21 protein-coding genes and 2 pseudogenes are annotated in these 21,850 nt (G+C 71.6%); 19 read left to right on the top strand and 4 right to left on the bottom strand.

All coding sequences use genetic code 11. The features are described 5' to 3' along the window. Positions 1-3: 3 nt before the first annotated feature. The 7 genes from IF54_RS0106585 to IF54_RS0106615 are packed head-to-tail and all read left to right on the top strand — an operon-like array spanning position 4 to position 7,658. Complete coding sequence (locus IF54_RS0106585; protein ID WP_030315477.1) at positions 4-1,029, top strand: NAD-dependent epimerase/dehydratase family protein; 1,026 nt, start codon at positions 4-6, stop codon at positions 1,027-1,029. Continuing rightward, positions 1,017-2,300, top strand: a complete 1,284-nt coding sequence (locus IF54_RS0106590) for a DUF4910 domain-containing protein (protein WP_030315478.1) — start codon at positions 1,017-1,019, stop codon at positions 2,298-2,300. Before IF54_RS0106585 ends, IF54_RS0106590 begins: the two co-directional genes overlap by 13 nt. Next, entirely contained in the window at positions 2,297-3,604 is a 1,308-nt protein-coding gene (locus IF54_RS0106595; protein ID WP_030315481.1) for a membrane protein, read from the top strand. The genes IF54_RS0106590 and IF54_RS0106595 overlap by 4 nt, the downstream gene beginning before the upstream one ends. Continuing rightward, positions 3,601-4,548 carry a glycosyltransferase family 2 protein gene (locus IF54_RS0106600; RefSeq protein WP_030315483.1) on the top strand — a complete coding sequence of 316 codons (948 nt, stop codon included), beginning with the start codon at positions 3,601-3,603 and terminating at the stop codon, positions 4,546-4,548. Before IF54_RS0106595 ends, IF54_RS0106600 begins: the two co-directional genes overlap by 4 nt. Further along, the gene (locus tag IF54_RS0106605; protein ID WP_030315484.1) at positions 4,545-5,777 is read left to right on the top strand and encodes a polysaccharide pyruvyl transferase family protein; all 1,233 of its coding nucleotides are present in this window, start codon (positions 4,545-4,547) and stop codon (positions 5,775-5,777) included. Before IF54_RS0106600 ends, IF54_RS0106605 begins: the two co-directional genes overlap by 4 nt. After that, positions 5,774-6,325 carry a dTDP-4-dehydrorhamnose 3,5-epimerase gene (gene rfbC, locus IF54_RS0106610; protein ID WP_030315485.1) on the top strand — a complete coding sequence of 184 codons (552 nt, stop codon included), beginning with the start codon at positions 5,774-5,776 and terminating at the stop codon, positions 6,323-6,325. The genes IF54_RS0106605 and rfbC overlap by 4 nt, the downstream gene beginning before the upstream one ends. A 7-nt stretch (positions 6,326-6,332) precedes the next feature. Continuing rightward, complete coding sequence (locus tag IF54_RS0106615; protein WP_030315488.1) at positions 6,333-7,658, top strand: glutamate-1-semialdehyde 2,1-aminomutase; 1,326 nt, start codon at positions 6,333-6,335, stop codon at positions 7,656-7,658. Positions 7,659-7,689: 31 nt separating this feature from the next. Here the strand turns inward: IF54_RS0106615 and IF54_RS0106620 are convergent, their stop codons facing one another. Together IF54_RS0106620 and IF54_RS0106625 are read right to left on the bottom strand one after the other, a co-directional pair. Continuing rightward, positions 7,690-8,388 carry a phosphatase PAP2 family protein gene (locus IF54_RS0106620; protein WP_030315490.1) on the bottom strand — a complete coding sequence of 233 codons (699 nt, stop codon included), beginning with the start codon at positions 8,386-8,388 and terminating at the stop codon, positions 7,690-7,692. A gap of 107 nt (positions 8,389-8,495) precedes the next feature. Beyond that, complete coding sequence (locus IF54_RS0106625; RefSeq protein WP_030315492.1) at positions 8,496-9,512, bottom strand: zinc-dependent alcohol dehydrogenase; 1,017 nt, start codon at positions 9,510-9,512, stop codon at positions 8,496-8,498. Positions 9,513-9,682: 170 nt separating this feature from the next. Here IF54_RS0106625 and IF54_RS0106630 point away from each other — a divergent pair, with 170 nt between their 5' ends. The 11 genes and pseudogenes from IF54_RS0106630 to IF54_RS0106675 form a co-directional block, all read left to right on the top strand. After that, entirely contained in the window at positions 9,683-11,395 is a 1,713-nt protein-coding gene (locus IF54_RS0106630) for an IlvD/Edd family dehydratase (RefSeq protein WP_030315493.1), read from the top strand. A 189-nt stretch (positions 11,396-11,584) separates the two neighbouring features. Next, positions 11,585-11,707: a putative leader peptide gene (locus IF54_RS44035; protein ID WP_324616531.1), complete on the top strand. Its 123-nt coding sequence runs from the start codon at positions 11,585-11,587 to the stop codon at positions 11,705-11,707. Between the two features lie 130 nt (positions 11,708-11,837). Then, positions 11,838-12,704: a glutathione S-transferase C-terminal domain-containing protein gene (locus IF54_RS0106635; protein WP_030315495.1), complete on the top strand. Its 867-nt coding sequence runs from the start codon at positions 11,838-11,840 to the stop codon at positions 12,702-12,704. A gap of 437 nt (positions 12,705-13,141) precedes the next feature. Next, on the top strand, positions 13,142-14,125 hold the full coding sequence (locus IF54_RS0106640) for an amino acid ABC transporter permease (RefSeq protein WP_030315497.1): 984 nt from the start codon (positions 13,142-13,144) through the stop codon (positions 14,123-14,125). Continuing rightward, the gene (locus IF54_RS0106645; RefSeq protein ID WP_030315499.1) at positions 14,122-14,901 is read left to right on the top strand and encodes an amino acid ABC transporter ATP-binding protein; all 780 of its coding nucleotides are present in this window, start codon (positions 14,122-14,124) and stop codon (positions 14,899-14,901) included. Before IF54_RS0106640 ends, IF54_RS0106645 begins: the two co-directional genes overlap by 4 nt. A 92-nt stretch (positions 14,902-14,993) precedes the next feature. Further along, entirely contained in the window at positions 14,994-16,016 is a 1,023-nt protein-coding gene (locus IF54_RS0106650; RefSeq protein ID WP_030315501.1) for a transporter substrate-binding domain-containing protein, read from the top strand. A gap of 259 nt (positions 16,017-16,275) precedes the next feature. Continuing rightward, positions 16,276-16,446 (top strand): annotated as a pseudogene (locus IF54_RS44145) (GNAT family N-acetyltransferase); the annotation flags it as partial. A 56-nt stretch (positions 16,447-16,502) separates the two neighbouring features. After that, complete coding sequence (locus tag IF54_RS44040; RefSeq protein ID WP_324616534.1) at positions 16,503-16,589, top strand: putative leader peptide; 87 nt, start codon at positions 16,503-16,505, stop codon at positions 16,587-16,589. Positions 16,590-16,672: 83 nt separating this feature from the next. Further along, the gene (locus tag IF54_RS0106665; protein WP_030315505.1) at positions 16,673-17,872 is read left to right on the top strand and encodes an LLM class flavin-dependent oxidoreductase; all 1,200 of its coding nucleotides are present in this window, start codon (positions 16,673-16,675) and stop codon (positions 17,870-17,872) included. A 20-nt stretch (positions 17,873-17,892) separates the two neighbouring features. After that, a complete protein-coding gene (locus tag IF54_RS0106670) occupies positions 17,893-19,269 on the top strand; it encodes an NtaA/DmoA family FMN-dependent monooxygenase (protein ID WP_030315507.1) in 1,377 nt (458 codons plus the stop codon). Continuing rightward, positions 19,266-19,541: pseudogene (locus tag IF54_RS0106675) on the top strand (LLM class flavin-dependent oxidoreductase); the annotation flags it as partial. The gene IF54_RS0106670 and the pseudogene IF54_RS0106675, both read left to right, overlap by 4 nt. Here IF54_RS0106675 and IF54_RS0106680 read toward each other — a convergent pair. Together IF54_RS0106680 and IF54_RS0106685 are read right to left on the bottom strand one after the other, a co-directional pair. After that, positions 19,538-19,894, bottom strand: a complete 357-nt coding sequence (locus IF54_RS0106680) for a hypothetical protein (protein ID WP_030315511.1) — start codon at positions 19,892-19,894, stop codon at positions 19,538-19,540. The pseudogene IF54_RS0106675 and the gene IF54_RS0106680 sit on opposite strands and share 4 nt — an antisense overlap. A 60-nt stretch (positions 19,895-19,954) precedes the next feature. Then, positions 19,955-20,635: a GAP family protein gene (locus tag IF54_RS0106685; protein WP_030315513.1), complete on the bottom strand. Its 681-nt coding sequence runs from the start codon at positions 20,633-20,635 to the stop codon at positions 19,955-19,957. Between the two features lie 338 nt (positions 20,636-20,973). Between IF54_RS0106685 and IF54_RS0106690 the strand changes: the two genes are divergently transcribed. Continuing rightward, positions 20,974-21,837: a YhjD/YihY/BrkB family envelope integrity protein gene (locus IF54_RS0106690; protein WP_037819405.1), complete on the top strand. Its 864-nt coding sequence runs from the start codon at positions 20,974-20,976 to the stop codon at positions 21,835-21,837. Positions 21,838-21,850: the final 13 nt, after the last annotated feature.

The following is a 21,850-nucleotide window of genomic DNA, read 5'->3' on the forward strand; positions in this document are numbered from 1 at the left end:
ACCATGCGCGTACTGCTCACCGGACACCAGGGCTACCTGGGAACCGTCATGGCCCCGGTCCTCGCCGCCGCGGGACACGAGGTCGTCGGCCTCGACGCCGGCCTGTTCGCCGACTCCGTCCTCGGCGACACACCCGCGGACCCGCAGGGCCACCGCGTGGACCTGCGCGACGTCACGGCCGAGCACGTGGCCGGGGTGGACGCGGTGATCCACCTGGCCGCGCTCTCCAACGACCCGCTGGGCTCGCTGGCGCCGGAACTCACCTACGACATCAACCACCACGCGTCCGTGCACCTCGCCCGGCTCGCCCGCGAGGCCGGAGTGCGGCGCTTCCTGTACGCGTCCACCTGCTCGGTCTACGGCGCCGCGGGCGGCGACGACCTGGTCGGCGAGGACGCCCCGCTGCGCCCGGTGACCCCGTACGCGGAGTCCAAGGTGCGGGTGGAGGACGACCTGCACGCGCTGGCCGACGACGACTTCACCCCGGTGTACATGCGCAACGCCACCGCCTTCGGCTACTCGCCCCGGCTGCGCGCCGACATCGTGCTGAACAACCTGGTGGGCCACGCGCTGCTCTCCGGCGAGGTGCTGGTGCTCTCCGACGGCACCCCCTGGCGCCCCCTGGTGCACGCCGCCGACATCGCCCGGGCCTTCACGGCCGCGCTGAGCGCGCCGCGCGAGGCGGTCCACGACCGGGCGTTCAACATCGGCAGCGAGGCCAACAACGTCACGGTCGCCGAGATCGCCGAGCAGGTCGCCGAAGCGGTGCCTGGCGCCAAGGTCCGGATCACCGGCGAGAACGGCGCCGACCCGCGCTCCTACCGGGTGGACTTCTCCCGGTTCCGTGCCGCGATCCCCGGCTTCGACATCGAGTGGTCCGTCAAGCGTGGCGCCCTCGAACTCGCCGACGCCTACCGGAAGTTCGGCCTGACCAAGGAGGACTTCGACCAGCGCTTCACCCGGCTCGCCGTGCTGCGCGCCGCCTCGGAGGCCGGCGCCGTCGACGACACCCTGCGGTGGCGCCGATGACCCCTGTCGGCGAGGAAATGCACGCCCTGGTGGAGCGGCTGTACCCGCTCTGCCGGAGCATCACCGGCGACGGTGTCCGGGCCACCCTGGACATCGTCGGCGAGTACCTCCCTCTCCAGGTGCACGAGGTGCCGACCGGGACGCCGGTGCTGGACTGGACGGTGCCGCAGGAGTGGAACATCCGCGACGCGTACATCGCCGACAGCACCGGCCGGCGGGTCGTCGACTTCGCGGCGTCCAGCCTGCACGTGCTCGGCTACAGCGTCCCGGTGTCGGCGACCATGCCGCTGGCCGAACTGCGCCACCACCTGCACACCCTGCCGGACCAGCCGTCCTGGGTGCCGTACCGCACCAGCTACTACAAGCCGGAGTGGGGCTTCTGCCTCGCCCAGGACACCCTGGACGCGATGCCGGACGGCGACTACGAGGTCCGCATCGACTCCACGCTCGCCGACGGGCACCTCACCTACGCCGAGCACGTGGTCCCCGGGCAGGTCGCCGACGAGGTGATCGTCTCCTGCCACACCTGCCACCCGGCGCTGGCCAACGACAACATGGCCGGCGTCGCGGTGGCGACGTACCTCGCCCGGGAGCTGGCGCAGCGGACGCCGTACTACACCTACCGGTTCATCTTCGCGCCCGGCACCATCGGGGCGATCACCTGGCTGGCCCGCAACGCGGAGCGGGTCGAGCGGGTCAAGCACGGGCTCGTGCTGGCCTGCGCCGGCGACCGGGGCCTGCTGACGTACAAGCAGAGCAGGCGCGGCGACGCGGAGATCGACCGGGTGCTGCGGCACGTGCTGACCGTCTCCGAACGCCCGCACCAGGTCAACGAGTTCACCCCGTACGGCTACGACGAGCGGCAGTACTGCTCGCCCGGCTTCAACCTCGGCGTGGGCTCGCTCACCCGCACCCCGTACGCGGGCTACCCCGAGTACCACACCTCGGCCGACAACCCGGACTTCGTCTCCCCGGAGGCGATGGCGGACACCCTCGCCGTCTGCCGCGAGGCGTTCGCCGTCCTGGACCGCAACCGGCGCTACCTCAACCTCAGCCCCTACGGCGAACCGCAGCTCGGCCGGCGCGGGTTGTACGACGCGCTCGGCGGCCGCAGCGACACCAAGCAGGCCCAGATGGCCATGCTCTGGGTGCTCAACCTCTCCGACGGCGACCACGATCTGCTGGACGTCGCCGCGCGGTCCGGGCTGCCCTTCGACACCGTCGCCGACGCGGCCGGGGCACTGCACGAGGCAGGACTGATCAAGACATGACGTCGATGCCCGTCGAGGGGGAGAACCCGCCGACACCGGTACCACGGGCCGGATCCGCCAAGCGGGCCCTCCTCGGCCGGCTGTCCTGGGGCCTGGCCGACCAGGCGGCCTCCAGCATCAGCAACTTCGCGGTGGGCATCTACGTGGCCCGCTCGCTCGGGGTGACCGCGTTCGGCGTGTTCAGCCTGGCCTGGGTCACCTACGGCGTGGTGCTGAACGTCTCGCGCGGCCTGTCCACCGACCCGCTCACCGTGCGCTTCAGCGGAGTGCCGGAAGCGTCCTGGCGCAGGGCGGTGGCCCGCTCGACGGGTACGGCACTCACGGTCGGTGCCGCCGTGGGCGTGGTGTCCCTGGTGGCCGGGCTGGCTCTCGGCGGCCGGCTGGGCGCCGCCTTCGCCTGCCTGGGCGTCATGCTGCCGGGGCTGCTGCTCCAGGACGCCTGGCGGTTCGCGTTCTTCGCCGCGGGCAACGGGCGCAAGGCCTTCGTCAACGACGTCGTGTGGTGCGTGGCGCTCGTCCCCGCGATGGTGGCGGCGGCCCATGTGGACACCGTGGGCGCCTTCGTGCTGGCCTGGGGCGCGTCCGCCGCGGTGGCCGCCGCGTACGGCTGCTACCAGTCCGGCATCCGGCCCCGGATGCACAAGGCGCGTGGCTGGCTGCGCGAGCAGCGCGACCTCGGCTACCGCTACCTGGTCGAGAACGTCAGCCTCAGCGGGGCGAGCCAGCTGCGGGCCTACGGACTCGGCGCGATCGTCGGGGTCGGCGCGGTGGGCGCGGTGCGCGGGGCCGAACTCCTCATGGGCCCGTTCCTCGCGGTCCTGATGGGGCTTTCGCTGGTCACCGTCCCGGAGGCGGCCCGGGTGCTGCGGCAGTCCCCGCACCGCCTGGGGAAGTTCTGCCTCCTGCTGGGCGGCGGACAGGCCGTCGCCGCCCTGCTGTGGGGCGGCTCGTTGCTGCTGCTGCCGAACCGGCTCGGCGACTTCCTGCTCGGCAGCGTCTGGCACTCCTCCTCGCACCTCATCGTGCCCATCACCTTCAGCGTCGCGGGCGCCGGCCTCGGCACCGGCGCCGCGGCCGGCCTGCGCGCCCTCGGCGCCGCCCGGCGCAGCCTGCGCTGCCAGCTGTTCGCCTCCGCCTTCTACGTCGGCGGCGGGCTCGGCGGGGCGGCCCTGGCCGGCACGGTCGGCTCGGCCTGGGGCGTCGCCGCCGCGACCGTCGGCGGCTCGGCCGTGTGGTGGCTCCAGCTGCGGTCCGCCCTGCGCGAGCGCCGCCACGACTCCGTTCCCGAAGTGAGGACCTCATGACCGACCGACCCAGGCTGAGCATCGGCCTGCCCGTGTACAACGGCGAGGAGTACCTCGCCGAGTCGCTCGACGCGCTGCTCGGGCAGACCTACGAGGACTTCGAGCTGGTCATCTCCGACAACGCCTCGACCGACGGGACCGAGGAGATCTGCCGCAAGTACCTCGCGCAGGACTCGCGCATCCGGTACATCCGGCTGCCCCGCAACATCGGCGCCACCCCGAACCACAACAAGGTGCTCGACGAGGCCCGCGGCGAGCTGTTCAAGTGGGCCTCGCACGACGACCTCTACGGCCGCGACCTGCTGCGACGCTGCATCGAGGCGCTGGACGAACACCCGGACGTGATCCTCGCCCACACCGACCAGGCGGTCATCGACGGCGACGGCCAGGTGAAGGTCCCCTATGACTACACGCTCGCCACCGACTCGCCGCACGCACCGGACCGCTTCCGCAGCCTGCTCTTCGAGCCCGGCGGCGACGACTTCTACGGAGTCATGCGCACCGACGTGCTGCGCCGGGTGCGACCGATGGACAGCTACCACCACGCCGACCGCACGTATGTCGCCGAGATCACCCTGCACGGCCGCTTCCACCAGGTGCCGGAACTCCTGTACTTCCGCCGCGACCACCCGACCCGCGCCGAACGCGCCAACCCGTCCAAGCGGTCCCGGTGCGTCAACCTGGACCCGCGCCGGGCCGGCCTGCTGCACCCGACGCCCCGGCTGCTCGCCGAGTACGTCTGGGGCTTCGCCTCGGCGATCCGGCGGGCCCCGCTGTCCGCGGCCGACCGGCGTGAGTGCTTCCGCCACCTGGCCGCGTGGATGACCAGCCGGGTCCGGCCCGGCGCCGGTGAGCGGGTCGAGGACCGCGCCCCGGTCGACCCGGCCAAGCTGACCGTCTCGGTCGATGCCCTCGTCGCGGGCCGTGAAGGGAGGGGGGCATGACGCCGAAGGACGAGACCCCGACGCGCGTCGGGGTGTTCGGCCTGCTCGGCTCCGGCAACCTCGGCAACGACGGGTCCCTCGAAGCCGTCCTTCGATACCTGCGCGCCGAGCACCCGGAAGCGGTCGTCGACGCGCTGTGCGGCGGGCCCGAGGCCGTCACGGCCCGGTTCGGGATCCCCGCGACACGGCTGCACTGGTACCGCGGGGAGTACCGGACCGCCTCCCGCGCGGCGGCGATCGCGGGCAAGGGCGTCGGCAAACTCGTCGACGCCGTCCGCACCGCCGCCTGGGTGCGCCGGCACGACGTGGTGATCGTGCCGGGCATGGGCGTGCTGGAGGCCACGCTGCCGCTGCGGCCGTGGGGCTTCCCCTACTCGCTGTTCCTGCTCTGCGCGAGCGGGCGGCTGCTGGGCACCAGGGTCGCGCTGGTCAGCGTCGGCGCCGCCCGGATCAAGAGCCGTCCCACCCGGGCCCTGGTGCGCTGGTCGGCCCGACTCGCCGCCCACCGCTCGTACCGGGACGCCCAGTCCCGTGACGCGATGCGGGCAATGGGTGTGGACACCGCGCGCGACGAGGTCTACCCGGACCTCGCGTTCTTCCTTCCGGCGCCGCGGGCGGCCGAGCCCACCGGCACACCGGGGACCGTCTGCCTGGGCGTCATGGACTTCCACGGCGGCAACGACGACCGCGCCCGGGCCGAGGAGATCTACCGGCGCTACCTCGACGGGACGATCACCTTCGTGCGCACGCTCGTCGCCGAGGGCAGACCGGTCCGGCTCCTCACCGGCGACGAGTGCGATCTGTCGGTGGTCGACGCGATCCTCGACGCCGTCGACTCACCGCTGGTCACCGCGGCCGAACCGGCCTCACTGGCCGACCTGATGCACGAGATGGCGGCCGCCGACACCGTGGTGGCCGTCCGCTACCACAACCTGATCTGCGCGCTGAAGACCGGAACACCCGTGCTCGCCCTGTCCTACGCGGCGAAGAGCGACGCGCTCATGGACCGGATGGGCGTCGGCGCGTACTGCCACCCGGCCCGCGAGGTCGACGCCGACCGGTTGCTCGAACAGTTCCGGGACCTGGAGAAGCACGCGGTGCAGGTACGCCAGACCCTGGCCGAGCGGAACCGGGTCGCCGCAGACCAACTCGCCCAGCAGTTCACCGCCTTGACCACGACCCTGTTCCCGGCGAACTCCCACGCCCACGCCCCGCGGAAGGCCCGATGAAAGCGACCGAAGTCCCGGAGATCACCGGCGCGTACCTGTTCGAGCCGACACCGTTCTCCGACGAACGCGGCTTCTTCAGCCGCACCTTCGACGTCGACGTGGCCCGCTCGGTGGGCATCGACCCGCACGCCTTCGTCCAGGACAGCGTGTCCCGCTCGGTGCGGGGCGTGCTGCGCGGCCTGCACCTGCGCTCCGGCGCCGGCGAGGCCAAGCTGGTGCGGTGCTCGTACGGCCGGATCTTCGACGTCGTCGTGGACCTGCGGCCGGACTCGCCGACGTACCGCAACTGGGCCTCTTTCGAGCTGTCCGGCGACACGCAGAAGAGCGTGTACATCCCGGCGGGATGCGCCCACGGCTTCCAGGCTCTTACCGAAATCGCGGATACCTCTTACCGTATCGACCGTGAGCACGATCCGTCCGAGGACGTGACGATCGCCTTCGACGACCCGGAACTCGCCATTCCCTGGCCGCTGCCGGTCACATCGATGTCCCAGCGGGACCGGGAGGCACCGAGCCTCGCCGAGGTCCTCAAGCACACGGAAAGGTGAAGTCGGCTTGCACAGCGAAGACTTCCAGCTGCCACGGTCGCGTGCGGCCAACGAACGGCTCCACGCCCTGATCCCCGGCGGCGCCCACACCTACGCCAAGGGCGACGACCAGTACCCCGAGAACGTGGCCCCGGTCATCAGCCACGGCCGCGGTGCCCATGTGTGGGACGTCGACGGCAACCGGTACATCGAGTACGGCTCCGGCCTGCGCTCGGTCAGCCTCGGACACGCCCACCCACGGGTCACCGAGGCGGTCCGGCGGGAGATCGACCGCGGCAGCAACTTCGTCCGTCCCTCCATCATGGAGGCCGAGGCTGCGGAACGGTTCCTGGCCACGGTCCCGACCGCCGAGATGGTGAAGTTCGCCAAGAACGGCTCCGACGCCACCACGGCCGCGGTACGGCTCGCCCGCGCCGTCACCGGCCGCCGGCGGGTGGCCCTCTGCGCCGACCACCCGTTCTTCTCCACCGACGACTGGTTCATCGGCACCACACCGATGTCCGCCGGCATCCCCGCGTCGACCAACGAGCTCACGGTGGCGTTCCCCTACGGTGATCTGGCGGCCACGGAGGAACTGCTCACCCGGTACCCGGACGACATCGCCTGTCTGATCCTCGAACCCGCCACCCACAGCGAGCCGCCGCCCGGCTACCTGGCCGACCTGCGCGAACTGGCCGACCGGCACGGCTGCGTCCTGATCTTCGACGAGATGATCACCGGCTTCCGCTGGTCCGAGGCGGGCGCCCAGGGCCTGTACGGCGTCGTCCCCGACCTCTCGACCTTCGGCAAGGCGCTGGGCAACGGGTTCGCCGTCTCCGCCCTGGCCGGGCGCCGGGAGCTGATGGAGCGGGGCGGACTGCGGCACTCCGGCGAACGGGTGTTCCTGCTGTCCACCACGCACGGCGCGGAAACACACTCGCTGGCCGCCGCGATGGCCGTGCAGACCGTCTACGCCGAAGAGGGCGTCACCGCGCGGCTGCACTCCCTCGGCGAGCGGCTGGCCGCGGGTGTCCGTGACGCGGCGGCCGGCATGGGCGTCGGCGAGCACGTGGTCGTCCGGGGGCGGGCCAGCAACCTGGTCTTCGCCACCCTCGACGAGAACGGGCAGCCGTCACAGGAGTACCGCACGCTGTTCCTGCGCCGGCTTCTCGCGGGCGGGGTGCTGGCCCCGTCGTTCGTGGTGAGCAGCGCGCTCACCGACGCCGACATCGATCACACCGTCGACGTGGTGGCCCAGGCGTGTGCGGTGTACCGGAAGGCACTGGACGCCGCCGACCCCACCCCCTGGGTGGGCGGCCGACCGGTGAAGCCCGTGTTCCGTCGCCTGGCGTGACGAAGCCCGTGTTCCGTCGCCCGGCGTGACGTCAGCGGCGCTCTCGCGGACCGGCGCCGACCGTGGGGTCGGCCGACCGGTCGGCCACCCTGTCGGCCGCCCGGTCGACCAGCCACGCGGTCGCCGGGACCACCGCCAGCGCGGTGCACCAGCCGCCCAGCGCGTCGGTCGGGTAGTGCGCGCCCAGGGCGACCTCCGCCCATCCCATCGCGGCGCCGGCGACCAGCGTGGCGGCGAGCACGAGTGATGTGCCGACCCTGCCGCCGAGGCCCAGCCGGTCGGTCGCGAGCAACGCCGCGACGAAGGCGAGCGCCGTGAAGAAGGTGGTGTGACCGCTCGGGTAGGACAGGTTCTCGGGTCCGTGGATGGTGCGGCCCACCAGCTGCTTGAGCAGCGTCGCCGTGCCCACGGCGAGGCCGACGCCGGCCGGCATGAGGACGGCCGCGCGAGGACGGCGAAGCAGCAGGCAGCAGATCACGGCGACCAGGACCACCATCACCGATCCCGTGGGTTCCCCGAGGAAGTCCAGGGTGTCGGCGACGTACCGCAACGGCGGCCCTACGCTGTCCGCCGTCGGGGAGACGAGCCAGCTGTCCACCCCGCTGGGCCGGCTGTGCCCGGCGAACAGGACGGCGAGCACGGCGACCACCAGCGCGGCGAGGGCCCCGATCAGCCCGAGCGGCGCGCGCAGCGACGGAGGCAGCACCGCCGCCCTCGACCGGCCGGTCACTTTCCCACCGTGTCCGGTCGATTCACGATGCCTTTCTTGTCCGCCGTGATCACGGACGACACGTTATCGGAAGGTACGGGCAGCCGTGGCCGGTCCGTTGCACAGGCTCACATCAGCCGGGGATCGACATGGATCTTCGGCCCCGGTCCGGCGCCGGGCGGTCGCTCGCCGGCGAGTGCGGCTCCGATCGCGTCCAGTGCGACGGTCGCGGCCACGAGGGGTCTCGGGTCGACGGCCTTCTCGGCGTACGCCTTGATCGTGGCTCCGAGCCCGGGGGAGGCCGACAGAATGCCGACCGCCGTCACGTCCTTCAGCACGAGCGCACGGGTGTCGATCAGGCTGGGCTCGGCGGCCAGTCCTATGTAGACGAGCCGCCCGCCCGGTTCGACCAACTCCTGGGCCAGCGCGGGCAGACGGACCGCGTTGGTGGCGTCCACCACCGCGTCGAACGGCAGATCCGGCAGCGTGTCCTCGCGCCAGGCGTCCGGAAAGCCCAGCGAGCGGGCGAAGGCGAGGGAGTCCTCGGTGGCACCCATCAGGTGCACCTCCGCTCCGGCGGCCCGGGCGAACAGGGCGACCAGCAGACCGATGGTGCCGGGACCCAGCACCAGGACCCGGTCGCCGGGCCCGGCCCCGCTGGCCCGCGCCGCCCGCAGGGCATTGCCGCCCGGCTCGACCAGCGCCCCCAACTCCGGGTCCACGGAGTCCGGCAGGGCGTGCAACGACCCTGCGGGGACGGCGAGTTGCTCGGCCAGCGCACCCGCACGGCCGCCCCGGATGCCCACCTCCTCGCGCTTCTCGCAGACGTGCTGTCGTCCGCGCAGACAGCGGCGGCACGACCCGCAGCCGAGCATGGTGTCGCCCATGACCCGGCGCCCGACCCAGCCGGGACCGACCCCGGCTCCGACCGCACGGACCCGCCCGGCCCATTCGTGGCCCAGCCGCATCGGATAGCAGGCGTGCCCCTGGTGGAGATAGGCCATGTCCCCGGTGAAGAACTCCAGATCGGTCCCGCAGACGCCCACCCGCTCCACGTCCACGACCACCTCGCCGGGCAAGGCCACCGGCTCCGGCACCTCCTGCACCGCGAACTCGCCGGGACCGGTGAGGACGAAGGCACGCATCAGAAGGGCTCCTTCGGGGGCGGGGCACCAGGTGCCGCTGCTGCACCCGCACCGGCCTCACAGGTCGGCCGACACCGCGGACCGGGGCTGCCGAAGCGTGGAACGTCTGCGTAAGCTGCATCGCGTTCCGGATAGTAGACCGCGGTACCGACGACCGGAAAGGGCGGGCGATGCCCCTTCGCAGCGCACAGTGGTACGGGGGACAGGACCGCAACGCCTACATCCACCGGGCCTGGATGCGCCGGGGCGCACCGGCCGACGCCTTCACCGGCCGGCCCCAGATCGCCATCGCCAACACGGCCTCCGACCTCACGCCCTGCAACGCGCACCTGGACGAGGTCGCCCGATCGGTCCGGGACGGCGTGCACGAGGCGGGCGGCATCCCCCTCGACCTGCCCGTGGTGTCGCTCGGCGAGACCAACGTGCGGCCCACCGCCATGCTCTGGCGCAACATGGCGGCCATGGCCACCGAGGAGATGCTGCGGGCCAACCCGCTCGACGGAGTGGTCCTGCTGGGCGGCTGCGACAAGACGATCCCGTCACTGCTGATGGCCGCCGCCTCGGTCGACCTGCCCGCCGTGGTCGTGCCCGGCGGACCCATGCTGACCGGCACCTTCCGCGGCACGCCGCTGGGCTGCGGCACGGACGTGTGGCGGCTGTCGGAGGAGGTCCGCGCCGGCACGCTGTCCCAGGAGCAGTTCACCCGCTCCGAGTCCTCGATGATCCGCAGCCGGGGGCACTGCAACACCATGGGCACGGCCTCCACGATGGCGCTGGTCGCCGAAGCGCTGGGCACGGTCGTCCCCGGAGTCGCCGGGACACCCGCTCCCGACAGCCGGCTCCTGGAGGCCGCGCACGGCACCGGACGCCTCGCGGTGGAGCTGGTGTCCGGCGACCGCCGCCCGAGCACCTTCCTGACCAAGGGGTCCTTCCACAACGCGATCGTGGCGCTGGCCGCGATCGGCGGCTCCACCAACGCGGTCGTCCATCTCCTCGCCATCGCCGGGCGGTTGGGCGTCGAGCTGACCCTGGACGACTTCGACCGCATCGGCTCCCGGGTACCGGTCCTCGTGGACCTCCAGCCCGCCGGGCGCTTCCTCATGGAGGACTTCCACCGGGCCGGCGGCCTGCTCGCCGTGCTCCGCGAGGTCGCCGACCTCCTCGACCCGCGGGCGCTGACCGTCACGGGAAAGCCGCTGGTGGACCATCTGGACGACGCCCCGATCTGGGACGCCGAGGTGATCAGGACCAGGTCCCGGCCGCTCGTCGAGGAGGGCGGCATCGCCGTGCTGCGCGGCAGCCTCGCCCCCGACGGGGCACTGATCAAACCCGCGGCGGCCTCCCCGCATCTGCTGAAACACCGGGGCCGTGCGGTCGTCTTCGACAGCATCGAGGACTTCCACGCCCGCGTCGACGACCCGGACCTGGACGTCGACGCCGACTCCGTCCTCGTGCTGCGCGGCTGCGGCCCCAAGGGCTACCCGGGCATGCCCGAGGTGGCCAACATGCCGCTGCCCACCAAGCTCCTCGAGCAGGGCGTCCGGGACATGGTCCGGGTCTGCGACGGCCGGATGAGCGGCACGGCGTACGGCACGGTCGTCCTGCACGTGGCGCCGGAGGCCGCGGCGGGCGGCCCGCTCGCCCTCGTCAGGACCGGCGACGTCATCAGCCTGGACGTCGAGGCCCGCCGGATCGACCTGGAGGTGCCGGCCGCCGAACTCGCCGCCCGCACCCCGGACCAGGCCACCCTCGAGGGTTTCGCCGACCCGCGGCGGGGCTGGCAGCGGCTGTACGTCGACCACGTCCAACAGGCCGACAAGGGTGCCGACCTGGACTTCCTCGTCGGCTCCAGCGGCTCGGAGGTCACCCGCGAGTCGCATTGACCCCCGGCGTGCCCCGACGACCCGCCGGATCCCGTCTGGTGGACCCCCGACGGCCCGGCGGATCCCGTCTTGTGGACCCCCGACGTCCCCCGACGACCCGCCGGATCCCGTCTCGTGGACGCCCTCTTGACGTGCGTCCCGGCCCGATCGACACTCACATGGGTAATCCTAGTGAACAGGTAGGGAAACATGGGGCGCCTTGAACGGGCCGTCGGCCGAGTGAGCCGTACGTCGCGGCCTTCGCCTCTTCTCACCTCCCGCCGTCACATCGATCTGCTGCGCGTTTGCAGTGCGATCAGGCCCCTGGGCTGAGCCCGGCCGCACCCACCCGTTCCGCACCCGAACGGCACACCCCTGCCGCCGCGCACGGGGACGGCCGCCCGCTCCCGCCCGACGACGCTTCCGCCGCGCGTACGTCTGCGCCCGACTCCCGGGGAGACCCATGTCCGTCACACCGCTCGCCCATGTCCCCACCACCCACCCGAGCCCCGCGTTCCGGGGCAGGATCGGCCAGGACGCGCGCAGCGGGCACTACGCCGTGCCGCGCCGCTACCGGCTCCACCTGACCCTCGCCTGCGCCGACGGTCTGCGCATCGCCGTCGTGCACAGTCTGCTCGGCCTCGACGACGTCTGTCCCGTGACCTACCTGGACCCGGTCCCCGACTGTCCCGACGGAGGACACTCCGCGCTGCGCCCGCTGTACGAGGCCAGCGCGCACCGGTACACCGGCGCGGCCGTCGCCCCGGTGCTCAGCGACGACTGGTCGGGACGCATCGTCAGCACCCACGCCACCGACATCACGCGCGACCTGGCCCGGCACTTCGGCTCCGGCCGCCCGGCGCTGCACCCGTGCGGGGCGGAGTCGGAGACCGAAGCCGTGGAGCGGATGTGCCGCGGCATCGGACAGGCCGCCCAGCACGCCGGGTCTGCGGGCGGCGACGCGTCGGAACGCGCCGCGCACCTGGATCAACTGCTCGACTCACTGGGCTCGTTGGAGCGGTGGCTGGCCGGGCGCGAGTACCTGATCCGCGATCACGTCACGGCCGCGGACGTCGAGTTGTGGGTGACCCTCGTCCAACTCGACACCGTGCACCGCCATCACCTGGACGCAGCCGCCGTGCAGCGGATCGCCGACCACCCCGACCTGTGGGCGTACGCCCGCCGTCTGGCCGCCCACCCGGCCTTCGGTGCCCACCTCGACCTCGACGGCATCGCCCGCCGGCACCACGCCCGCTGCCGTGGCCTGGAGGCCGCCGGGGCCGCCGTACAGATCCTGGACTGGGCCGCGCACGCCGCCCGCGCACACTGACCGTTCCATCTGATGGACCGGCATTGACACCGGTTCGGACAACTGCCTTAACCTACGGGTCCAGCAGGGCCCTGTTTCCGCCACGGGCCCACCAGGGTTCCGCGGGACCCCCGAGAACAGCGACGGTGACCGAGATGTACGCAGCTCCCAGGACGGCCGCACGCCGTTCTCCGGGCTGCGTACGGCCGTACGGCGACCCGCTGGTCGCCAACCGGGCCGTCGACCTGCTCCGCGTGAGCAGCGCACTGTGTACCGCACCGGGCCGTGCCCGCTGTCGGGGCTGACGTTCCTTCCCAGCCCCCGCGTTCCTGACGAACACCGCGCTCGCGGTGTCCCGTTGTCCGCCCAGCCCCCGGTGCCCGTGTCTCGCGTCCTACCGCCGTAGTACGCCGTGCTCGCCGTGCCCCAGGGGTGACCCGACTCCGCCGGAGCCCCTCATGACCGAACCCCCAGGCGCCGCCGTGTCCGTGACCGACGCACCGCCCCGGTCCGACACCCCGTCACAACCCCTCGCCGCACAGCGCGTTCTGCCGCTGCGGCGACCGGGGCGCTGGATCGCCACCGCCGTCGTCGTGGTCCTGGCCGCCCAGTTCGTCCACGGGCTCGCGACCAACCAGTTCTACCAATGGGACCGCTTCGGCTACTGGTTCCTGCGGCCGACCGTCCTCGACGGGCTCCTCATCACCCTCGAAGTCGCCGCCTGGAGTGCGGTCCTCGGTCTCCTCGGCGGCATCCTGCTCGCCCTGGCCCGGCTCTCCAGGAGCCCGGTGCTGCGGGCGGTCAGCTGGACCTACGTCTGGGCGCTGCGCTCGATCCCGCTGATCGTGGTCCTGCTCTTCCTCTACAACTTCTCCGCCCTGTACAGGACATTGAGCATCGGCGTCCCCTTCGGGCCTGCCTTCTTCTCCTTCGACGAGTCCCGGCTCGCCACCGACATGGTCATCGCCGTGATCGGCCTCAGCCTCAACGAGGCCGCCTACGCGGCCGAGGTCGTCCGCGGCGGCATCCTCTCCGTCGACCAGGGCCAGCACGAGGCCGCGTCGGCACTCGGCCTGCCGAAGGGCTACCAGTTCCGGAAGATCGTCTTTCCGCAGGCGCTGCGCTCCATCACGCCGAACTACGTCAACCAGCTCATCGGCCTCATCAAGAGCACCTCGCTGGTCTTCTACGTCTCCCTCCTGGACCTGTTCGGCACGGTCCAGTCCATGGGCGCCACCTACCCCGGCGACATCGTGCCGCTGCTCCTGGTCGCCACCGTCTGGTACCTGATCCTCACCAGCGCGGTGTCCGTCGTCCAGTTCTACGTCGAGCGGCACTACGCACGGGGCGCCACCCGCTCCCTGCCGCCGACCCCGCTCCAGAAACTGCGGGCCTCCCTCACCGACCTCAGGGCCCGTATCCGCAGGGAGACCGCGATATGACCGTCACCGACATCACCCCCGTCGCCCTCGAAGTGCACGGCGTGCACAAGTGGTACGGCGCCCACCGGGTCCTGGACGGCGTCGACCTGACCGTCCGGCCCGGCGAGGTCACCGTGATCCTCGGCCCGTCCGGCTCCGGGAAGTCCACCCTCCTCCGGGTCATCAACCATTTGGAGAAGCCGGAGATCGGCTACGTCAGCGTCAACGACGAACTGATCGGCGTACGACGGCAGGGCGAGAGGCTCAAGGAACTCAGCGAGCGGGCCATCCTGACCCAGCGCAGCCGGATCGGGTTCGTCTTCCAGAACTTCAACCTCTTCCCGCACCTGACCGTGCTGGACAACGTGGCCGCCGCCCCGGTGGCGACCGGGAAACTCGGCAGGGCTGAGGCGCAGGAGCTGGCCCGTGAGCTCCTCGGCCGCGTCGGTCTGGCCGACAGGACCGGCGCCTACCCGCGGCAGCTGTCCGGCGGACAGCAGCAACGCGTGGCCATCGCCCGCGCCCTCGCCCTGCGGCCCGGCGTCATCCTCTTCGACGAGCCGACCTCCGCCCTCGACCCCGAGCTCGTCGGTGAGGTCCTCGCCGTCATCAAGGACCTGGCGACCAGTGGCACCACGCTCGTCATCGTCACCCACGAGATCGGCTTCGCCCGCGAGATCGCCGACCGGGTCGTCTTCATCGACGGCGGCCGGATCGTCGAGCAGGGCCCGCCCTCCGAGGTCCTGGACCGGCCGCGGCACGAACGGACACGGGACTTCCTGAGCAAGGTCCTGTGATCCCGCGCGGCGGGTGATCCCACCGCTGCCGCCCCTGAACTCCCCCCACGCGCACCACACTTCACCTCTCTCATCGAACACCGAGGACGGACATGTCTGCCCACTTCACCCGACGCAGCCTGATACGCGGCATCACCGCGGCGACCACAGTCGCCACCCTCGCCACCGGGCTCGCCGCCTGCGGTGGGGACAGCGACGCGGCCACGCAGACGAACGACAGCGCCGGCACGGTCACCGTCGGCCGGCTGTCCAACGGCGCCGCGAAGGAGACCACCCTCAAGGTCGCCGAGGTCAAGTCCATCAGCGCCGAACTGCCCGCCGCCCTGAAGAAGAGCGGCACCCTCGTCATCGGCTCCGGCACCCTGCCCTCCGGTTCCCCGCCGCTGGGCTTCGTCGGCAGCGACCAGAAGACCCTGACCGGCTCGGAGAGCGACCTGGCCCGCCTGGTCGCCGCCGTCCTCGGCCTCAAGCCCGAGGTCAAGCGGTTCACCTGGGAGAACCTCTTCGTCGGCATCGACAGCGGCAAGGTGAACGTCGGCTTCTCCAACATCACCGACACCGAGGAGCGCAAGCAGAAGTACGAGTTCGCCTCCTACCGCAAGGACGACCTCGCTTTCGAGACGGCGAAGTCCTCGAAGTGGACCTTCGACGGCAACTACGAGGCGCTCGCGGGCCAGACCGTCTCCGTCGGTGCCGGCACCAACCAGGAGCGGATCCTGCTGGAGTGGCAGAGCAAGCTGAAGAAGGAGGGCAAGAAGCTGACCATCAAGTACTTCCAGGACAGCCCGAGCATCTACCTCGCCCTCAACAGCGGCAAGATCGACTCCTACCTCGGCCCCAGCCCCAACCTCTCGTACCACGTCACCCAGACGGCGAGCACGCCCAACCCGACGAAGATCGCGGGGCAGTACTCCGGTGCCGGTGAGTCGCTCCAGGGCCTGATCGCCGCGACCGCGAAGAAGGACAGCGGTCTCGCCAAGCCGCTCGCCGACGCCATCAACTACCTGATCGACAACGGTCAGTACGCCAAGTGGCTCGCCGCGTGGAACCTCTCCAACGACGCCGTCGCCAAGTCGGAGATCAACCCGCCCGGGCTGCCGCTGACGGACTCCTGACGTCTGATCAGGAAGCCTGAAGCGCCCCCTCGTCGACTTGGGAAAGGACTCCGCCTCCGTGGCCCAGCAGACCGAACTCCGCGGAGGCGGAGCCTCCCTGAGACCCACCGACCCCTTCTCCGTCCTGGACAACGCCGTGTGGGCCGCGCTCGACGGCCCGCACGCCCTCCCCCATAGCCTTAAAGGCATGGGCGGTGCCCCCATCGCCGAACGGGTCGGCCGCGCGGCCCGCTACCCGGACGACGTCTACGCCTTCGCCGCGGTCGCCGCCGGTATCCGGGAGCGCGGCGACACCCCGTTCCTGCACGCGGCCGCGGACAACACGAACGCCATCCGCCTCTACGAGTCGCTCGGCTTCACCCTGCGCCGCCGTTCACCGATCCTCCTGGTCCGCAGTCCAGGAACATCGGGCCGAGGCTCGGTGTTGTGACTCTCGACGAGATCCGCCGGGCGCCCTCGCGCGTCCAGAGGCAGGAGGTGACGGGCGTGATCAGGACGCTCCGCTCCGCCCATCTCCACTCCCGGCCGCACATCGATCTGCTGCGCGTGTCCACCGCGCTCTGTTGTTCCTGACCCGTCACCCACCAGCCGCCGTGCCTGCGCCGTCATGGCGCGGGCCGGTCTCTCTCGTACGGACCTCCAGGAAGGCACCCCTCGTGTCCCCCTCTTCTCTGCACCTCGCCGTCGCCCTCGACGGCACCGGCTGGCACCCCGCCTCCTGGCGTGAGCCGGTGGCCCGGCCGCACGAGCTGTTCACCGCCGGATACTGGACCGACCTGGTCGCCGAGGCCGAACACGGCCTGCTCGACTTCGTCACCATCGAGGACGGACTCGGCCCGCAGTCCAGCCACTTCCTCGACCCGGACGAGCGCACCGACCAGGTCCGCGGCCGCCTCGACGCCGTGCTGATCGCCTCACGCATCGCGCCGCTCACCCGGCACATAGGCCTGGTCCCCACGGCGGTGGCCACCCACACGGAGCCGTTCCACCTCTCCAAGGCCATCGCGACCCTCGACTACGTCAGCACCGGCCGCGCGGGGGTACGCGTCCAGATCACCGCCCGCCCCAACGAGGCCGCGCACTTCGGCCGCCGCACCATCCCCGCGATCGAGGCCTACGACAGCCCCGCGACCCAGGACCTGGTCACCGACCTCTTCGACGAGGCCGCCGACTACGTGGAGGCCGTCCGCCGCCTGTGGGACAGCTGGGAGGACGACGCCGAGATCCGCGACGCCGCCACCGGCCGCTTCATCGACCGGGACAAGCTGCACTACATCGACTTCCAGGGCCGGCACTTCAGCGTCAAGGGCCCCTCCATCACGCCCCGGCCGCCGCAGGGCCAGCCGCTCGTCACCGCCCTCGGCCACCAGACGGTCCCCTACCGGCTCATCGCCCGTCAGGCCGACGTCGGCTACATCACCCCGCACGACACCGACCAGGCGCGCGCGATCGTCACCGAGATCCGCGACGAGCAGTCGGCCGCCGGTCGCGAGGGCGAGCCCCTGCACGTCTTCGGCGACCTCGTCGTCTTCCTCGACGAGGACCCGGCGGAGGCCGCCGCCCGCCGGGACCGTCTCGACGCCCTCGCCGGGGAGCCGTACACGAGCGACGCCCGGGTCTTCACCGGCACGCCGGCCCAACTTGCGGACCTGCTCGGCGAGTTCCAGGCCGCCGGGCTCACCGGATTCCGGCTGCGGCCCGCCGTCCTCGGCCACGACCTCCCGGCCATCACCCGCGGCCTGGTCCCCGAACTCCAGCGCCGGGGCGCCTTCCGCACCGCCTACGAGGCCGACACCCTGCGCGGCCTGCTGGGCCTCGCCCGCCCCGCCAACCGCTACGCCGCCGCGTCCGCCTGAGCCGGAGGGATCCCGCACCGATGTCCAAGCCCCTGAAGCAGATCCACCTGGCCGCGCACTTCCCCGGCGTCAACAACACAACCGTGTGGAGCGACCCCGAGGCCGGCAGCCACATCGAGTTCAGCTCCTTCGCCCACTTCGCGAAGACCGCCGAACGCGCCAAGTTCGACTTCCTGTTCCTCGCCGAGGGCCTGCGCCTGCGCGAACAGGGCGGCAAAATATACGACTTGGACGTCGTCGGCCGCCCGGACACCTTCACGGTCCTCGCCGCGCTCGCCGCCGTCACCGAGCACCTCGGGCTGACCGGCACCATCAACTCCACCTTCAACGAGCCCTACGAGGTGGCCCGCCAGTTCGCCAGCCTCGACCACCTCTCCGGCGGCCGCTCCGCCTGGAACGTCGTCACCTCCTGGGACGCCTTCACCGGCGAGAACTTCCGCCGCGGCGGCTTCCTGCCCCAGCAGGAGCGCTACTCCCGCGCCAAGGAGTTCCTCGCCACCGCACAGGAGCTCTTCGACTCCTGGCAGGGCGACGAGATCCTCGCCGACCAGGCCTCCGGTGTGTTCCTGCGGGACGCCAAGGCCGGCTCCTTCGTCCACACCGGACAGCACTTCGACATCCACGGGCAGTTCAACGTGCCGCGCTCCCCACAGGGCCGCCCGGTGATCTTCCAGGCGGGCGACTCGGACGAGGGCCGCGAGTTCGCCGCCTCCTCGGCCGACGCCATCTTCAGCCGGTACGCCACCCTCAAGGAGGGCCAGGCCTTCTACACCGACGTCAAGAGCCGCCTCGCCAAGTACGGCCGCCGCCATGACCAGTTGCTGATCCTGCCGGCCGCCTCCTTCGCGCTCGCCGACACCGACGCCGAGGCCGAGGAGCTCGCCCGGATCGTCCGCCGCCAGCAGGTCAGCGGCGCCACCGCGCTCAAGCACCTGGAGTTCGTCTGGAACCGGGACCTGTCCGGGTACGACCCCGAAGGGCCGCTCCCCGACATCGAGCCGGACGTCAGCGACAACCACATCTCCAAGGGCCGTGCTCAAGTACGGATGTACCGGGACCCGCTGGCCACCGCCCGCGAGTGGCGCGAACTGGCCGAGGCCAACAAGTGGTCCATCCGCGACCTGGTCATCAACACCGGCAACCGGCAGAACTTCATCGGTTCGCCCGAGACCGTCGCCCGCACCATCAACGAGTACGTGCAGGCCGACGCGAGTGACGGCTTCATCCTCGTCCCGCACATCACCCCGACCGGCCTCGACACCTTCGCCGACAGGGTCGTCCCGCTCCTCCAGGAACAGGGCGTCTTCCGCACCGACTACGAGGGCCCGACCCTGCGCCACCACCTCGGCCTCGCGCACCCCGACGAGGCCGGGGGCGAGCAGCGGGCGGCGTCGTGAAGTTCCTCGCGATCACCCTGATCGTGCACCGTCCGGATCCGGTCACGGGCGTGCGGAAGTCGACGCACGACCGGTTCCGTGAAGTGCTCGACAACGCCGTGCTCGCCGAGGAGCTGGGCTTCGACGGCTTCGGCGTGGGGGAGCGGCACGAGCGGCCGTTCATCTCCTCCTCGCCGACCGTCGTCCTCAGCCACGTCGCCGCCCTGACCCGGCGCATCCGCCTCTTCACCGCGGTGACGACCCTGAGCCTGCTCGACCCCAGGAGGGTTCACTCCGGCCAGTCGAGCTGATGCTCCGGAGTCCCCACGGACCTGCCGTACGCGACCGCTTCGGCGCGGCCCGCCGCATCACCGCGCCGATAGCGGCACACCTTGTCCGCGAAAACGACCACGCGCTCGTCGCCGGCGACGAAGTCGGTGTACCAGCCGAGTTCGGGCGCCAGCACCCCGGCGAGCGCGTCCACGTCCTCGCCGTCGCTCTCCCACTCGACGAGCGTCCACACGGACGGCTGCCCTTCGGCGGCGCCGCCGACCTCCACCCTGCTGACCTTCCGCAGCCGCAGTCCGTACGGCTCGAGCACCGCTCCCGGCCTGAGGCTCTCGCCGATGACGTATCCGCTGATCACGCGCTGTCTCCCTGTCGGCCGCGGACTTCTCGGCCGATGCTACGGGCTGTCAGGTACGGCTCAGGACGTCAACTGGGCGATGCTTCTGCTGACCAGGAACAATCCGGCCACCAGTGCCACGGTCACCAGCGCCTGCTCCTGGTGGGTCGTGATCCAGACGCGGAGCCTGTCCAGGCGCACTCCGGCCGAGTCCGGGGCGAACGTCATGTAGGTCTCCATCGCCAGCAGACTGCTCGTGGCAAGGAGGACGTAGCCGAACAGGGCCAGGTAGGAGGAGCTGTGGGACAGGTCCGCGCTGACCACCGTCGCCGCGCCGGCTGCCACGAGCCCCCACGGCTGGAGCAGCGGAGCCAGCCCCGCCGCCGTCCACAGGGAGATCCGGTCGAGTCGTGCCATCAGTCCGCCGGAGGACGTGTGCCGTCGGTCCGAAGTGGAGGCGGCCCCCGCACGCTTCCTGCGCCGGGACCGGTGCCGGTACCAGCCGTATCCGACGAGTCCCACGCCGATGGCCAGCTTGACGGCGGACGAGGCGCTGGAGGGCGGGGAGTGGGGAGCGGGCGGTTTGCCGCCGGTGGTCAGCAGCACGGCAGCGATGACGGCCACGAAGCAGGCTAGCCAGGCCAGGATGAAGACCAGGCCCTTCCACACTCCGCCACGCGTCGACAGCACCAGCACGAACGCGGTCACCGACAGGGGGAACACGGTGATCGCGAGACCGATGACCACCAGGTCGAGCACCATCACAGCCCCCCGCGCGGCAGTGCGCGTCCGGTCGCGGCTCGACGTTCGACCATGCCTTCAGTCTCCCCGCCCGTCCCGCGCCGCACCATTCGTCGACTCTGACCCCGGTCCGCGCCGGGGCTCACCCGGCCCTGTGATCGGATCGTCCCGGCGCACCTCTTCGCGCGAGTTTCTTGGCCCATCCGGCCCTGTGCCGTACACCTGCCGGGGCCAGACGGCCGCGGTAGCGGCACCCTGGCAGCATGCAGCCAGGGAAAGGGACCGGAAGAAGGCGCCCGGGCCGTCCTTCCCGCCGGACAGCACTGCGGGAGCGTGCGGCCTCGACGCGATCTTGGCTGATGGACCTGCGCACCCGGACCGAGAACCGGTTCCCCGTGCTCACGCGTCTGCTGTCGCACCTGATCTCGGTGAACCTGTTCGACTCCGCGACCCGGCTCGCCGCCCAGACGTTCCTCACGGCCGTCCCCCTGCTGTTCGTGGTGGCCTCCATCGCCCCGCAGTGGCTGCGCGACCAGTTCGTCACGTCCCTGCACGACGCCTTCGGACTGACGGGAAGCGCGAACGACGAACTGAACAAGGTCCTCCAGGGCACCGACGAACCGTCCGACGAGCTGCGCCAGACCACGGGCGTCGTCGGCGGGCTGATGGTGCTCCTTTCGGCCACCGCGTGCAGTCGCGCCATGCAACGGCTGTGCCAGCGCGCCTGGAGCCTGCCCAAGGCGAGCGCGCGGGTGGCCGCCTGGCGCTGGATCGCCTGGATCGCGACCTGGCTGGGCATGTTCGCCGTACAGGGGAGTCTGCGCAACGGCTTCGGCCTCGGCCTGTGGCTCGGCCTGCCCCTGCTGCTGATCGCGGAGGTCGGTATCTGGTGGTGGACGCAGCATCTGCTGCTGGTCGCGCGCGTGCCCTGGCGTCCGCTGCTGCCGGGTGCGGTGCTGACCGGGGCGGCCCTGACCGTCGTCACCTCCACCGCTTCGCTGTACGTCCCCCGGGCCCTCAACCACAGCCTGGCGAAGTACGGTTCCCTGGGTGCCGTGTTCACGCTGTTGTCCTGGCTGATCACGCTCTGCGTGGTCGCGACCCTGTGCCTCACGGCCGGCGCGGTCATCGCCCGCGAACCCTGGGCCGTCCGCCGTCTGGGCCCACCCGAACCGCCGGACCCGACGACGAAGGACGCGGCCCACGGCAGCTCACCGCCGTGACGACGACCCGCAC

The organism is Streptomyces sp. NRRL B-3229, from assembly GCF_000719505.1.
In the GTDB taxonomy this organism is placed as follows: Bacteria; Actinomycetota; Actinomycetes; order Streptomycetales; family Streptomycetaceae; genus Streptomyces; species Streptomyces griseorubiginosus.

Coding starts and splice junctions, on each gene's coding strand:
- IF54_RS0106585 (WP_030315477.1), top strand. CDS start 4: ATGCGCGTACTGCTCACCGGACACCAGGGCTACCTGGGAACCGTCATG.
- IF54_RS0106595 (WP_030315481.1), top strand. CDS start 2,297: ATGACGTCGATGCCCGTCGAGGGGGAGAACCCGCCGACACCGGTACCA.
- IF54_RS0106600 (WP_030315483.1), top strand. CDS start 3,601: ATGACCGACCGACCCAGGCTGAGCATCGGCCTGCCCGTGTACAACGGC.
- IF54_RS0106605 (WP_030315484.1), top strand. CDS start 4,545: ATGACGCCGAAGGACGAGACCCCGACGCGCGTCGGGGTGTTCGGCCTG.
- rfbC (WP_030315485.1), top strand. CDS start 5,774: ATGAAAGCGACCGAAGTCCCGGAGATCACCGGCGCGTACCTGTTCGAG.
- IF54_RS0106625 (WP_030315492.1), bottom strand. CDS start 9,512: ATGCGTGCCTTCGTCCTCACCGGTCCCGGCGAGTTCGCGGTGCAGGAG.
- IF54_RS0106630 (WP_030315493.1), top strand. CDS start 9,683: ATGCCCCTTCGCAGCGCACAGTGGTACGGGGGACAGGACCGCAACGCC.
- IF54_RS44035 (WP_324616531.1), top strand. CDS start 11,585: ATGGGGCGCCTTGAACGGGCCGTCGGCCGAGTGAGCCGTACGTCGCGG.
- IF54_RS0106635 (WP_030315495.1), top strand. CDS start 11,838: ATGTCCGTCACACCGCTCGCCCATGTCCCCACCACCCACCCGAGCCCC.
- IF54_RS0106640 (WP_030315497.1), top strand. CDS start 13,142: ATGACCGAACCCCCAGGCGCCGCCGTGTCCGTGACCGACGCACCGCCC.
- IF54_RS0106645 (WP_030315499.1), top strand. CDS start 14,122: ATGACCGTCACCGACATCACCCCCGTCGCCCTCGAAGTGCACGGCGTG.
- IF54_RS0106650 (WP_030315501.1), top strand. CDS start 14,994: ATGTCTGCCCACTTCACCCGACGCAGCCTGATACGCGGCATCACCGCG.
- IF54_RS0106670 (WP_030315507.1), top strand. CDS start 17,893: ATGTCCAAGCCCCTGAAGCAGATCCACCTGGCCGCGCACTTCCCCGGC.
- IF54_RS0106685 (WP_030315513.1), bottom strand. CDS start 20,635: ATGGTGCTCGACCTGGTGGTCATCGGTCTCGCGATCACCGTGTTCCCC.
- IF54_RS0106690 (WP_037819405.1), top strand. CDS start 20,974: ATGGACCTGCGCACCCGGACCGAGAACCGGTTCCCCGTGCTCACGCGT.